The organism is Lentibacillus sp. CBA3610, from assembly GCF_013373365.1.
GTDB lineage: Bacteria > Bacillota > Bacilli > Bacillales > Amphibacillaceae > Lentibacillus.
This window is the reverse complement of record NZ_CP035925.1, coordinates 2,145,113-2,157,453: the sequence shown is the minus strand read 5'-3', so window position 1 is coordinate 2,157,453 and position 12,341 is coordinate 2,145,113. Positions and strand designations below refer to the sequence as shown.

The following is a 12,341-nucleotide window of genomic DNA, read 5'->3' as shown; positions in this document are numbered from 1 at the left end:
CCTCACAATGATTGGCTTGTCACAACGATTCCGGCAATAATCAGTGCCAGCCCAACAACTTTTTGAGTCGTTATCGGGTCACCGAATAAGAAGACTGAAAACAGAAACACCAAAACAAATGATAGACTCATAAACGGATAGGCGTAGCTGATATTAAATTTGGTCATGGCCGCCATCCAGCTTATCGCAGCCAAAAACGCAGAAAGGAACCCGGAAATGACCCAGGGGTTCAGTAAAAGCTGCAGGAGAAACGTAAATTTATCCCATAACGCTTCTGGTAATGCTCCTGCCTGGTCAACCTGCCACTTTAAAACAAGCTGACCGAACACGGTAAAAACGATGGTGCCGAAAATATAAACATAACCCATTACGTTACCTCGCCATTCAGCTTATGGTAAACATCCACTGTACTCTTCAGCCGGAAACCAAGGGCGTTAAACAAATTCAATGATGCAACATTAACAGCGGATATGGATGTTTTCAGTTCGTCGTATCCGGACGCCAGCTGCTCCTTGCATGCCAGGCTGGTGAAAGCTTTGGTAAGACCTCGGCTGCGATATTCTTTGTGTATTCCCAGCAAGAGCACTTTATTCTGGTCAAACCCGTAATATCCGGCTAAGTCATTTTGGTAATAAAGCGCAATAATTTTACCGCTCTGATGCAAATCGTTGACCCAGTTCACGTATCGTTTATCAGCCATCGAATCCGGAATATTGAAGTCCCGGTGGAAACGTCCATGCATCGATTCTTCGGCAATTTTGAGAACTTCTTCCGGATCATAGGTTTTGGAAAGATTGATGTCACTCGCCTCAAACAGTTTCAGATTTTCTTTTTTACAGATGGGCTCAATTAATGTATCCACATAGTAAAAACCATGCTGCAACAGGGTTTTAGGATTTTCGAGCGGATTTACTTTGATGGTATAGTGTCCCGCGAACTGATCCGTTTCCCGGAGCGCCTCCTCATCTGTACTCGTTACCTCATATGTATTGATGTTAAAATTCCGCTTATCCCATGGGGTTTCACGTAAATGGGTCATGTTATCACCTTTCTTCATCCTTGTCTTCTGTCGTTTCACGTATCAAATAAAGCGGGCGGTCTTTTGTTTCATTAAAGATTTTACCTATATAGAGGCCAAGAACGCCGAAATTGAAAAATATCAGACCGCCAATGAAATAGATTGAGACCATAACACTCGTCCAGCCCTGTACATGCTGGTCAAGAAAGAAATAGCGTATGAACAAATACATGCCATACACAAGTGATCCCAGTGCCAATAGAAATCCAAATTGAATGGACAGTCTGAGCGGTTTATTGGACTGAGAGATAATCGCATCGGTTGCCAGAGTGATCAATTTTTTTAGATTATAGGACGTTTTGCCTTCTTTTCGGGCGTTATGTTCGACAGGCACGTTGCCCGTTTTGTAGCCCATCCATTGAATGAACAGTGGGAAAAAGCGATTTTGTTCACGCATTTGCCGGAATTCACGAATGACTTTCTTTTCGCTGATACTGAAGTTGGCGACTGTATGATCAGATGTTTTGCCGCTGAAATAATCATACACACGGTAAAATAACTGCGACGCTTTCCGCTTGAACCAGTTATCCTGCCGTACTACCCGATTTGCAAAAACAACTTCATAACCTTCCTGGGCTTTTTTATACAGTGTCTGGATTTCCTCGGGACGATCCTGAAGATCACAGTCCATGACGACAACCCAATCGCCCGCAGCATAATCAAGTCCGGCTGTAATGGCATGATGTTGTCCGAAGTTACGGGCAAAATCAATCCCTTTGATCCGGTTGTCCGCCTCGTGCAGCGCTTTGATCGTATCCCATGCATTATCAGGGCTTGCATCATTGACTAAAATAATTTCGAGATCGGCTGGAATTGACTCGATTGTGTCTATAATGCGTCCGGACAATTCTTTCAGGCAGTTTTTGCAGCCATAAACAGGGACGACTGTAGAGATTAAGGGGCGATCTTTTCCCATTGTTCTACATACCATTCTACTGTTTTATGGATGCCTGTTTCAAAGGTGGTAAATGGTTTCCAGCCAAGTGTTGTTTTTATTTTACTGTCGTCCACCGCATATCGCCTGTCATGTCCTTTTCGGTCACCGATGAAAGTGATGAGTTCTTTATAGCTGTCGTGTCCCGGTCGTAAGTGATCAAGAATATCGCAAATCGTCATGGCCAATTCGATATTTGTTTTTTCATTGCCACCGCCGACATTGTACTTTTCCAATGCATTACCATGGTGGAAAATCATATCGAGTGCATGGCAATGGTCTGTGACGTATAACCAATCACGGACATTTTTGCCATCACCATAAATTGGGATTGAATTGCCTTGAAGCGCATTTGAAATGATTGTCGGAATGAGTTTTTCCGCATGCTGTCCCGGACCGTAATTGTTGGAGCTGCTGGACGTGACAACATTCATACCGTACGTGTGACCGAAGCTCTTAACAAGCATATCGGCTCCGGATTTCGATGCACTATAAGGGTTGCGCGGGTCATAAGGTGTTTGTTCATTAAACTTTCCCCCTCCATCCAGCTCGAGCGACCCATAGACTTCATCAGTGGAAACCTGATGGAATCGTCGTGTATGAAGTTCTCCCGCTTTGTTCCATGCATCGCGAGCAGCCTGAAGGAGAACAGCGGTTCCAAGTACATTGGATTGGATGAATGCTTTGACATCCTTTATTGAACGGTCAACGTGTGATTCAGCGGCAAAATGGATGACACCCTCGATATCGTATGTTGAAAAAATATCATTTATCAGCTGCTCGTCCGCGATATCACCCTCGATAAAATCATAGTTTTCACTGTATGTTATATGTTTTAAATTCGTTTCCGATCCTGCATAGGTCAGTTTATCAATATTAATGATATGGTAGTCAGGATATTTTTGTTTAATATAATGTATGAAATGAGAGGCGATGAACCCGGCACCGCCTGTCACGAGAAGGGATTTACTCATTTTGAACCAGCTCCAATATAGGGTTTTTGTCGATTGTTTCCCAGTATTGTTCTGTATGTTTCCGATTGGCTATTTCCATCAAGTATTGACCATAATCGGTCTTTTTCATTCCTTCACCTTTTTTGTACAGGGCGTTTTTGCTGAGGTAGCCCATATAATAAGCGATTTCTTCAAGGCAGGCAATTTTGAAACCTTGCCGCTGCTGCGTTATTTTGACAAATTCGGATGCTTCAAACAGAGATTCGTGTGTGCCCGCATCCATCCAGGCAAAACCTCTTCCCAGCAGTTGAACATCCAGCTGATTTCCTTTTAAATATTCTTTGTTCAAATCGGTAATTTCTGTTTCGCCGCGACTGGAATATGACAATTTTTTGGCTATTTGTACAGCTCGGTAATCATAAATATATAGCCCCGCAGCTGCAAAGTCGGACTTCGGGTCTTCAGGTTTTTCTTCGAGTGAGACAACTTTTTGATTTTCGTCAAACTCTACAACGCCGAATCGCTCCGGATCTTTCACACGAATCCCGAAAATAGTGGCATTCCTGTGGTTAGCGAGAGCTCTTCGGAAAAGCGTGGTAAATCCTTGCCCATAAAATATATTATCACCGAGAATTAACGTGACGTCGTCATACCCGATAAAGTCTTCAGCCAAGACGAAAGCTTCGGGGATACCATTTGGATCTGACTGCCCTTTGTAGTGCAGTGTAAGACCAAACGCAGAACCGTCACCTAACATTTCCTGGAAACGGGGAATTTCTTCAGGGGTGCTGATAATCATAATGTCCCTAATTCCTCCCAGCATTAAGACAGACAGCGGGTAGTAAATCATTGGTTTATCATAGACATTCAATAAGTGTTTATTGACTCCGTTTGTGCTTGGTGCGAGTCTGGTTCCGCTTCCTCCTGCAAGTACGATCCCTTTCATGCCATCACTCCCTGAAAGATTTGAATCGGTGTTCATTTACATACCATTCTATACATTCCTATTACCGATTTCACAGAAAATAATCTTACAATTTAATTGCGATTTGATTACAAAAACATAAAAGACCTTAAATAAAGGTTAAATTCAGATTCTGTCGTTTGTAAAGAGTCTTTCATACCTTTTGGCAGGATTTTATTGATTGATAGCGAAATAGAATGAAGTAACCATGAAAGCGCATTTCAAAAGTGACTGGTATCATACTTAGATGAACGATTGGGTCACTGGAGCATTTTACAGATTTTCCGAACGAGAAAGCCCATCATTTTTAGACATGGGATGAAAGTGAGGTCAGATACGGAGCGCCATAAAAGAAGGTTTTGTGGTGCTTGAAGTATCTGAAATGAATTAAGTTAAAAAGATTAAGTGTATTTAGTAAACGATTTCTTGCTTTCTGATAGTCAATAGGATATAATAAAAACAAAACATACGTTCCTTGCTAAAGAGGTGTTCACATTGGCCAAAACAACATCCCCAACGTTTGTGTTAACCCTTGAATTAGACCATCATCCAAAAATGTTTTCGGTTATCTCTGATGAATTGGAAATTTGGCGGGTCATATATAATACCGTTCTCGGTGAATACTTGAAACGGGAAAAACAAATGAAGCGGGAAAAGGCATATAAGCGGTTAATCCGCCAACTGCATGGCGTCAATAAGAAATTGGCAAAAGATGACCATGATGCCTCGCTTATTCATGAAAAGAAAATAATCAATCAAAAGCTTCATCTTTTAAGAAAAAAATATGAACTGACAGAATTTGCTTCACACGTGTGGGTAAAACCTATTCGTCAGCACTTCCATAATAAAGTGAATGCAGCTGTTGCGCAAAAAACAGCCTCCCGCGCCTGGCTGGCATTCAGCAAAAAACTATTTGGGAAGGCCAAACATGTCCGCTTTGTTCGAAAAGAGAAAATGGAAAGTTTTGAAGGAAAAACCAACACGACCGGCTGGCGTTTTAGAGACGGATTGATCGTCTATAAAGATTTAACTACACCACTGAAAATCAAAAAGAACGATGCCTATACTTCTGAAATCCTTCACCATTTAGATAAGCAAACACCCTTCTCCTATACAATCATATCAGACGGAAAAGAGAAAACGGTACATGATCGATACCGAGTAAAATTTGTGCGGATTGTTCAAAAAGAAATAAAAGGGTGCATACGCTATTTTGCTGATTTGGTTATCAGCGGGTATCCGCCATCCAAAAACAGAAAGCTTGGAAAGGGAAACGTCGGGTTAGATATTGGCACATCAACCCTGGCTGTGTCATCATTAACAAACGCTGCCTTATTCAATTTAGCGGAGCAGGTTCAAGAAATATCACGTGATATCCGATTGATTCAACGCAAAATGGACCGTTCGAAACGGGCTACAAACCCGCAAAACTTTAATAGAGACGGCACGATCAAACAAGGCAAGAAAACCTGGGTATTTTCCAATCATTATCGGAAACATCGTATAAGATTAAAAGAGTTGCATCGCAAACAAGCTGTGATTCGAAAATTATCCCACCGTGCTTTAGCAAATGAACTTCTCACGTTTGGCGATCACTTTTATACGGAAACAATGCATTTTAAAGCCCTGCAAAAACGAAAGCAGAAAACCGAAATATCCGGGAAAACAGGAAAGTATATACGAAAAAAACGGTTTGGAAAAACACTCGGCAATCGGGCACCTGCCATGTTTATTGCCATACTGCGCGAAAAAGTGACACGCCTTGGCGGTACTTTTGCAGAGGTACATACTCAGAAGTTTAAAGCCAGCCAGTACTGTCATGTTAAAAATATATACAGGAAAAAGCCATTGTCGCAGCGCTGGCATGTGATTGATGACAATACGAAGGTGCAGCGCGACTTATATTCAGCCTTTTTATTGATGAATGCCAATAAGTCAGGAACCAGACCAAATCGAAGCAAATGTGAGGCAGCCTTTCCATTGTTTAAAAAGTTGCATGACCAGGTAATACGGGCTATTGTAAACGGCAAAAGAATGATTTTAAATTCGGGAATCAGTGTCAAAAACTAATGCAACACATATGGCGGTGTGATACCACCGGGCTTGTGAAAGTCAAAGATGCGGTCGTTAATGGCAACAGAGGTTGCTTTGGCCGTGAAAGTTCTGAAGGAAATGGTCCCAGTATCCTGAACAGCCCTAAATGCCGAGCACATGGAAATGTGTCTGTGGCTGCCGGTCGGAAGAAGGACAATGGATTCAGAACCCCACTGCTTTAGCTGTGGGAGTATCAGGTGACGCGAACGGATGAACGTGATGGAATGGAGATGATACTGACACCAAACGATTAACTAAAAGGAGTGGTTCAAGCATGACGAATCAGAATAATGCCAAGAAACTGGCGGGAGAAGCTTCACTGGAATACGTTAAAGATGGTATGACGATCGGTTTAGGATCAGGTTCGACCGTTTATTGGATGATACGAAAACTTGGAGAGCATATAAAAAATGGACTTGATGTTAAAGGTATCCCGTCTTCACGGCAGACGCAAAACTGGGCGAACGAATTTGGTGTGCCCTTGACCGATTTTGCAAAGACGCAAACGTTAGATATTGCGATTGATGGCGCCGATGAGGTTGATCAAGGGTGGCATCTGATTAAAGGTGGCGGCGGTGCCCTTGTCCGGGAAAAGATCATTGCAGCGGCAGCCAGGGAATTTGTTGTCATTGTTGATGAATCAAAAACGGTATCCCGGTTGGGTGATTTTAAACTGCCGGTTGAGATTTTGCCGTTCGGCTGGGAAGTGACGGCAGAACGGATAACGGGTTTGGATGGCACACCTGTCATACGCCGCAATGCAGATGGCGACATTTTTGTGTCGGATAATGGAAACTATATCGTGGATTGTGACTTCGGAATGATTCATGAACCGAAGACACTGCAACAGCAATTAAAACAACTGACCGGTGTTGTGGACACAGGTCTGTTCGTGGGTATGGCTGATGAAATCATTGTCGGGTATTCTGACAGGGCTAGTGTGCTTTCAAAGAAGTAGGTGGAAGAGATGGGATTTTAAAATTTTATGCGCTGTAAAATTCTTTAAGGGAGGACAATGAAGCAATCGAAAATGAATTATTCGCCTCTTCCTGTTAAAATAAATATAAAAATGTTAAAGAATGAGGTTATATGTATCGATGAGTCGAATTATGGATATTTACCGGCAGTTACAGCAAAACGGCCATAATGGGGCGACTGCCGAGGAAATCGGCTATGCACTTAACATTGACCGTTCAACAGCAAGCCGTTATTTAAATGATCTTGTAAAAGCTGACCGAGTGATAAAAGTCCCCGGCAAACCTGTGAAATATAGTATCAAACAACCAGATCAAAAAGAACCTGCCGAACGGAATGTCATCGGAGCGGAGGAGAGTCTTCAGCCACTTTTAGAAACAGGTATGGCGGCATTTTTGTACCCTTCCAGATCGCTGCCGATATTGCTGACAGGTGAAACAGGTACAGGCAAGTCATATTTGGCGGAAAAATTGTCCAACATGGTGATCGAAAACTCGGCCAGTACAGGTGACATACCGTTCATTGCGTTTAACTGCGCAGATTATGCGCAAAATCCGGAACTGCTCGTCGGACAAATTTTCGGCATTAAAGAAGGTGCATTCACGGGAGCGACCGAGGATAAAATCGGGCTGGTGGAACAGGCGGATGGCGGTATTTTATTCCTGGACGAGATTCACCGGCTGCCGCCATCCGGTCAGGAAATGCTCTTTTATTTGATGGATAAAGGTATCTATCATCGTCTCGGCGAAGCAACACGTGAGCGGCATGCTGATATTGCACTGATCGGGGCGACAACAGAGGACTCTGAAACGTATCTATTGTCAACCTTAATGCGCCGTTTTTCCGTGAAACTGGAAGTACCGCCATTGCGCGAACGAACTCCCGCTGAGCGTCAGGCACTTATTGAACACTTTTTGGCCGAAGAAGCGACAAAAATGAAGACTGGTCTTGCGATTGAAGATGACTGCCGTCAAGCATTTTTATCATATGACTGTCCCGGTAACATTGGTCAGCTGAAAAGTGATATTCAAATTGCCTGTGCCCGGACTTATTTACGTTATTTGAATAAGGAAGAGTCTAAAGTACTTGTTAAACTTGAGGATTTCCAGGGGGACAGTCAAGTTAAAAGCAAATACCGCAACCTAAATAAACCTTCCCGGAATATTGAATTAAGTCATACAGCTGAAGAGTCATCTCATAAGTTTCCAAATATTTATCAGCGGCTTGATCGTACAAGTAAGAACACACAAATCAATCATAAGGACGGTTTGCAAAAAGTAGTCCTGGATTATATCCGGGATTTAACGGAAAAGTATAAACAGCCGGTTTTATCCCAGGAAAGCTGGCAGCAGCTGATTGATGATGATTTGTTTCAAGTGCTGCAAGATACGGTTGATAACTTAAATCATATTCTGCCTTATATGATTCATAAAAGCCAGTTATATGTGATTGGCTTGCACCTGCAAAATTACCGGAATCATTTACGTAAAAATATACAAAAAGAACCCATACCAGTGATGATTCATCCGAATGCATCCTATCGTCAAGCGGCTCGTCAGATTGCCACTCAATTACAGACGGAAATCGGCATGCGTTTACCACAAGAGGAAATAGAGCTGATTGCCCATTTCCTGGCACCGGAACAGCGAACAGCGCCAAAGACAGCCGAGCAGGAACTGGCTGTTATTCTTGTAACACATGGGAACTCGACAGCTTCATCCATGGCGGAAGTGACCAACTATCTTCTCGGCAATCATGTTATTCATGCTGTGGATATGCCGCTTCATATCTCATCAGAGGATACTTACGAACGTGTGAAACAGGCAATCAACAATATGCACGATATCAAGGGTGTCCTGCTGTTAGTGGATATAGGTTCATTAATTACGATGGGAGACACGATCCAGCACGAATTGGATGTCCCGATTAAGACCTTGTCGAGCGTTAATTTACCAATGGTGATGGAAGCCGGCAGACAGTCGCTTATTTCAGAACAGACGCTGGATGGTATGTATCAGGAAGCTAAAGATGCTTTAGTGACATTTATGGAAAACGACCAGCAGCAAACAAGTGTCCAAAAGAAGCGGCTCATTGCTACAGTCTGTTTTACCGGGGAAGGTGCCGCCCAGCTTTTGGAATCGTGGCTGGAAAACCAGCTGTCAACGATTGATCAGGATGTTCTTATCCGGGCAGTGAGGATTGACCCTGTTACAAAGGATACCTCTGTCTTAACTGATTTAAGAGATCATTATGACGTGATTGCGATTATCGGGACGGTTCCGGTTTCTATAGAGGGAATTCCGTATATTCCGGCGTGGGAATTGCTGCAAAATGAAGGAATATCACGGTTGCACAAATTATTGGAAATTACCCGAAATTCGGTTGTGCCACAACTGAATGAGCATATCCCGAATGATGAAATTTATGACTTGATTACTCAAGGCCTTCAGGAAATCGTCACCTATTTAAATCCGAGGACAATTGCCGAACTGCTGCAGGAATATATACCGCCTATTCGCGATTATTACAGATGGGACAGTAATCGTGAGCTTGGTATGTGGATGCATATCGGAAGCCTGATTGATCGTATTCTTGCCGTAACGTTAAAGCAGCAGCATGATCATTTCCTTTCGTCAATTCCACTCGATAGTCAAACGATCCTTTCTGAACAGGAGGAGCACCTTTGGAATCCACTTTTTGACCGGATTACCAAAACATTTCATATTGAATTGACCAACAACATAAAGCGCGAACTTGTTAAACTATCCCGCTGAATGTGTGCAATCATGATTGCACACATTTTTTTCATGCGTGCGTTTTTAATATAAACCAGTCGTGTTTCGGACATTTTCATACATTGATATGAACGCCTTAACAGATAGTTATCTTTTTTTGGTGCAAAAGTTGGCATGACTTTTGCAATGTATAAATAAATGCAGTTATATAATGCATGAAAGATTACCCACTGCAGAAACTATACAGGAGATAGGAGGGATAGGATGAAAAAATTCTTTGTCATCTACGCATCGGTCTTTGCACTGATTTGGACAGGATACGGTTTGTTTGCAGTGATAACCGGAAGACCATCAGCTAATCTTATCCTCGGATATGGTGTGGCATTTTCCATTGTCATTTTTGCTGCATCATGGTTTTCGTACTGGTTAATGGGTCATTATAAAAGGGTCGATAAAATGGCCAAAGAAATATTAACAAAAAAATAATTTTTTATAAAGGAGCTGTTAATTATGGCAGAGCAAATGAAAGTTATCATTCTGTGCAGTTGGGGTGCGACATCGAGTCAATTGGCGAAAAAAGTTGAGGAAGCAGCTGAAAACAGAGGAATTGACATTGATGTGTATGCCGGGGGCACCGGGGAATTTAAAGATAAAGCGAGCCAATATGATGTTGCCTTGCTTGAGCCGCAAGTACGTCATCTGAGGAAAGAAGTGACAAAAGTTGGAGACCAGCATAATGTTCCGGTCGAGCTTGTTGATCAGCGGGCATTTGCCTTGATGGATGGTGACAAAGTATTGGATCAGGCTTTAAACATGCTGGAAAAATAATGATATAGGTCCGAATGCCGAATTTTGGACTTTGGGAGACCTTGAAAGGGGGATTCAATCATGAGCATGGTTGAATGGATGGAAGATAAGTTAATGGAACCTCTGGGCAAGATAGCTCAGAATAAATATTTGCAGTCAATCCGGGATGCCTTTGTTATTTTTGCGTTGCCGGTTATTATAACGGGTGCGATTTTCCTGATTATTGCCAACCCGCCTACATCATTGGACTGGGGTATTATCAATGCATGGGAGGAAGCGATTCAGCCGATACAGGGACAAATACTGTTCCCATATAACCTGACATTTGGAATTATGGCGCTGACGGTCGCATTTGGTGTCGGTTACAGCTTGGCGCAGCGGCATGATATGGATGCGGCTATGGCAGGTATACTCTCGATGCTGGCGTTTTTTATGACTGCCTTCCCGGTAACGGATATTACGCAGGTGCCATTTGGTGAAATTCTCAATTACCTTGGTGGACAAGGTTTATTTGTAGCCATTATTTTAGGTATTTTAACGACTGAAGCGATGCGTTTTCTGCTTAATAAAGGTGTTACGTTTGAAATGCCTGCAGGAGTGCCGCCGTATGTTATGCGAACCTTTCGTGCGATTATACCATTTATGCTTATTTTGCCAGCTGTATGGGCGTTGGCATGGATTGTCTGGGCGAACTTTGGTGTCACCATTCCACAGGCAGTGCTTGATTTGTTCAGTCCGCTTGTCTCAGCATCAAATTCATACTGGGCTGCATTGGGCATGATTCTATTGATGCTGGTGCTCTGGTCAATTGGTATTCACGGTATGAACGTTGTATCATCTGTAGCATACCCGTTCTGGATGACCCAGATGGCTGAAAATGCTGATGCCATTAGTGCTGGCAACCCTGAGGCAGCAAACGGTATTGTTACTGAGCCATTTTTCCATATGTTTACACATATTGGCGGTTCGGGAGCGACACTTGGCCTCGCCATATTCTTGCTGTTTGCGGCTTCCGTTCAATTGAAACAGGTCGGGAAAACGGTGATTATTCCATCACTTTTCAATATTAATGAGCCGTTGATTTTTGGGGTGCCAATTGTATTGAACCCAATCCTGATTATCCCGTTTGTATTGGGTCCAGTTGTAATCGTGACCGTTAACTATATTCTGTTTGCAACGGGTGTTATGCCACCGGTTGTTGTCCAGCCGCCATTCACAGTACCAATCTTCTTCGGTGGCTTTATTGCAACAGGCGGGTCCTGGGTTGCCGGTCTGGTGCAAATCATGAACGCTGTGATCGCAGCGCTCATTTATTGGCCATTCTTCAGACAATACGATAAACAGCTTGTCCAAGAGGAAAAAGCATCAGAAGAAGCATAAGACAGCTTAGAGTTAAGAGGAGTGTTTTAAAGTAATGAATTATGAAGAAATTATGACACAGCTGATCCTGCACGGCGGAAATGCCCGTGGCGCGGCGTACGAAGCACTTGATGAAGCAGAAGAATATAACTTTGAAGAAGCTGAAAAATTGCTCGAGGAAGCGAATGATGAGTTTCTCAAAGGGCATAAATATCAGACAGAACTGATCCAAAGCGATGAGGAAGCAACGCCAAGTTTTTTCATGATCCATGCGCAGGATCATGTCATGACCGCTCAAGCTGAGCTTCAGCTGATTAAGCGGATGATCGAACAATTGAAACAGACCGAAAAGCTTGAAAAACGGATTGAGAAGCTGGAAGGCTAACGTTTTCAGGCTCGGTAAAATTTAAGGAAACAATGAAACCAATACTGCTTGGCACTT

Annotated in this window: 12 protein-coding genes; 7 read left to right on the top strand and 5 right to left on the bottom strand. The window is 42.9% G+C overall.

Translation table 11 applies throughout. From position 1 onward, the window contains the following. Window positions 1–2 precede the first annotated feature (2 nt). The 5 genes from Len3610_RS10835 to rfbA are packed head-to-tail and all read right to left on the bottom strand — an operon-like array spanning window position 3 to window position 3,911. The gene (locus tag Len3610_RS10835) at window positions 3–368 is read right to left on the bottom strand and encodes an EamA family transporter (protein ID WP_176447962.1); all 366 of its coding nucleotides are present in this window, start codon (window positions 366–368) and stop codon (window positions 3–5) included. Next, the gene (locus tag Len3610_RS10830; RefSeq protein ID WP_255259564.1) at window positions 368–1,057 is read right to left on the bottom strand and encodes a GNAT family N-acetyltransferase; all 690 of its coding nucleotides are present in this window, start codon (window positions 1,055–1,057) and stop codon (window positions 368–370) included. Before Len3610_RS10830 ends, Len3610_RS10835 begins: the two co-directional genes overlap by 1 nt. Continuing rightward, window positions 1,044–1,994 carry a glycosyltransferase family 2 protein gene (locus Len3610_RS10825; protein ID WP_176447961.1) on the bottom strand — a complete coding sequence of 317 codons (951 nt, stop codon included), beginning with the start codon at window positions 1,992–1,994 and terminating at the stop codon, window positions 1,044–1,046. Before Len3610_RS10825 ends, Len3610_RS10830 begins: the two co-directional genes overlap by 14 nt. After that, a complete protein-coding gene (gene rfbB / locus Len3610_RS10820; RefSeq protein WP_176447960.1) occupies window positions 1,973–2,986 on the bottom strand; it encodes a dTDP-glucose 4,6-dehydratase in 1,014 nt (337 codons plus the stop codon). Before rfbB ends, Len3610_RS10825 begins: the two co-directional genes overlap by 22 nt. Further along, window positions 2,979–3,911 (bottom strand): glucose-1-phosphate thymidylyltransferase RfbA, encoded by a 933-nt coding sequence (gene rfbA, locus Len3610_RS10815; RefSeq protein WP_176447959.1) that lies wholly within the window; start codon window positions 3,909–3,911, stop codon window positions 2,979–2,981. The genes rfbB and rfbA overlap by 8 nt, the downstream gene beginning before the upstream one ends. A gap of 513 nt (window positions 3,912–4,424) precedes the next feature. On the opposite strand from rfbA, the gene Len3610_RS10810 reads away from it, so the two are divergent. The 7 genes from Len3610_RS10810 to Len3610_RS10780 all read left to right on the top strand — a co-directional run bounded on the left by Len3610_RS10810 (window position 4,425) and on the right by Len3610_RS10780 (window position 12,284). After that, window positions 4,425–5,999, top strand: a complete 1,575-nt coding sequence (locus Len3610_RS10810; protein WP_176447958.1) for a transposase — start codon at window positions 4,425–4,427, stop codon at window positions 5,997–5,999. A gap of 298 nt (window positions 6,000–6,297) precedes the next feature. Then, complete coding sequence (gene rpiA, locus Len3610_RS10805) at window positions 6,298–6,981, top strand: ribose-5-phosphate isomerase RpiA (protein ID WP_176447957.1); 684 nt, start codon at window positions 6,298–6,300, stop codon at window positions 6,979–6,981. A 139-nt stretch (window positions 6,982–7,120) separates the two neighbouring features. Then, the gene (locus tag Len3610_RS10800; protein WP_176447956.1) at window positions 7,121–9,772 is read left to right on the top strand and encodes a sigma 54-interacting transcriptional regulator; all 2,652 of its coding nucleotides are present in this window, start codon (window positions 7,121–7,123) and stop codon (window positions 9,770–9,772) included. Between the two features lie 225 nt (window positions 9,773–9,997). Next, on the top strand, window positions 9,998–10,219 hold the full coding sequence (locus Len3610_RS10795; protein ID WP_176447955.1) for a hypothetical protein: 222 nt from the start codon (window positions 9,998–10,000) through the stop codon (window positions 10,217–10,219). A gap of 24 nt (window positions 10,220–10,243) precedes the next feature. Further along, entirely contained in the window at window positions 10,244–10,561 is a 318-nt protein-coding gene (locus Len3610_RS10790) for a PTS sugar transporter subunit IIB (protein ID WP_255259563.1), read from the top strand. A gap of 60 nt (window positions 10,562–10,621) precedes the next feature. Then, window positions 10,622–11,920, top strand: a complete 1,299-nt coding sequence (locus tag Len3610_RS10785) for a PTS sugar transporter subunit IIC (RefSeq protein WP_255259562.1) — start codon at window positions 10,622–10,624, stop codon at window positions 11,918–11,920. A 34-nt stretch (window positions 11,921–11,954) separates the two neighbouring features. Further along, the gene (locus Len3610_RS10780; protein ID WP_176447954.1) at window positions 11,955–12,284 is read left to right on the top strand and encodes a PTS lactose/cellobiose transporter subunit IIA; all 330 of its coding nucleotides are present in this window, start codon (window positions 11,955–11,957) and stop codon (window positions 12,282–12,284) included. The last annotated feature ends 57 nt before the right edge of the window (window positions 12,285–12,341 follow it).

Coding starts and splice junctions, on each gene's coding strand:
- Len3610_RS10835 (WP_176447962.1), bottom strand. CDS start 368: ATGGGTTATGTTTATATTTTCGGCACCATCGTTTTTACCGTGTTCGGT.
- Len3610_RS10830 (WP_255259564.1), bottom strand. CDS start 1,057: ATGAAGAAAGGTGATAACATGACCCATTTACGTGAAACCCCATGGGAT.
- Len3610_RS10825 (WP_176447961.1), bottom strand. CDS start 1,994: ATGGGAAAAGATCGCCCCTTAATCTCTACAGTCGTCCCTGTTTATGGC.
- rfbB (WP_176447960.1), bottom strand. CDS start 2,986: ATGAGTAAATCCCTTCTCGTGACAGGCGGTGCCGGGTTCATCGCCTCT.
- rfbA (WP_176447959.1), bottom strand. CDS start 3,911: ATGAAAGGGATCGTACTTGCAGGAGGAAGCGGAACCAGACTCGCACCA.
- rpiA (WP_176447957.1), top strand. CDS start 6,298: ATGACGAATCAGAATAATGCCAAGAAACTGGCGGGAGAAGCTTCACTG.
- Len3610_RS10800 (WP_176447956.1), top strand. CDS start 7,121: ATGAGTCGAATTATGGATATTTACCGGCAGTTACAGCAAAACGGCCAT.
- Len3610_RS10795 (WP_176447955.1), top strand. CDS start 9,998: ATGAAAAAATTCTTTGTCATCTACGCATCGGTCTTTGCACTGATTTGG.
- Len3610_RS10790 (WP_255259563.1), top strand. CDS start 10,244: ATGGCAGAGCAAATGAAAGTTATCATTCTGTGCAGTTGGGGTGCGACA.
- Len3610_RS10785 (WP_255259562.1), top strand. CDS start 10,622: ATGAGCATGGTTGAATGGATGGAAGATAAGTTAATGGAACCTCTGGGC.
- Len3610_RS10780 (WP_176447954.1), top strand. CDS start 11,955: ATGAATTATGAAGAAATTATGACACAGCTGATCCTGCACGGCGGAAAT.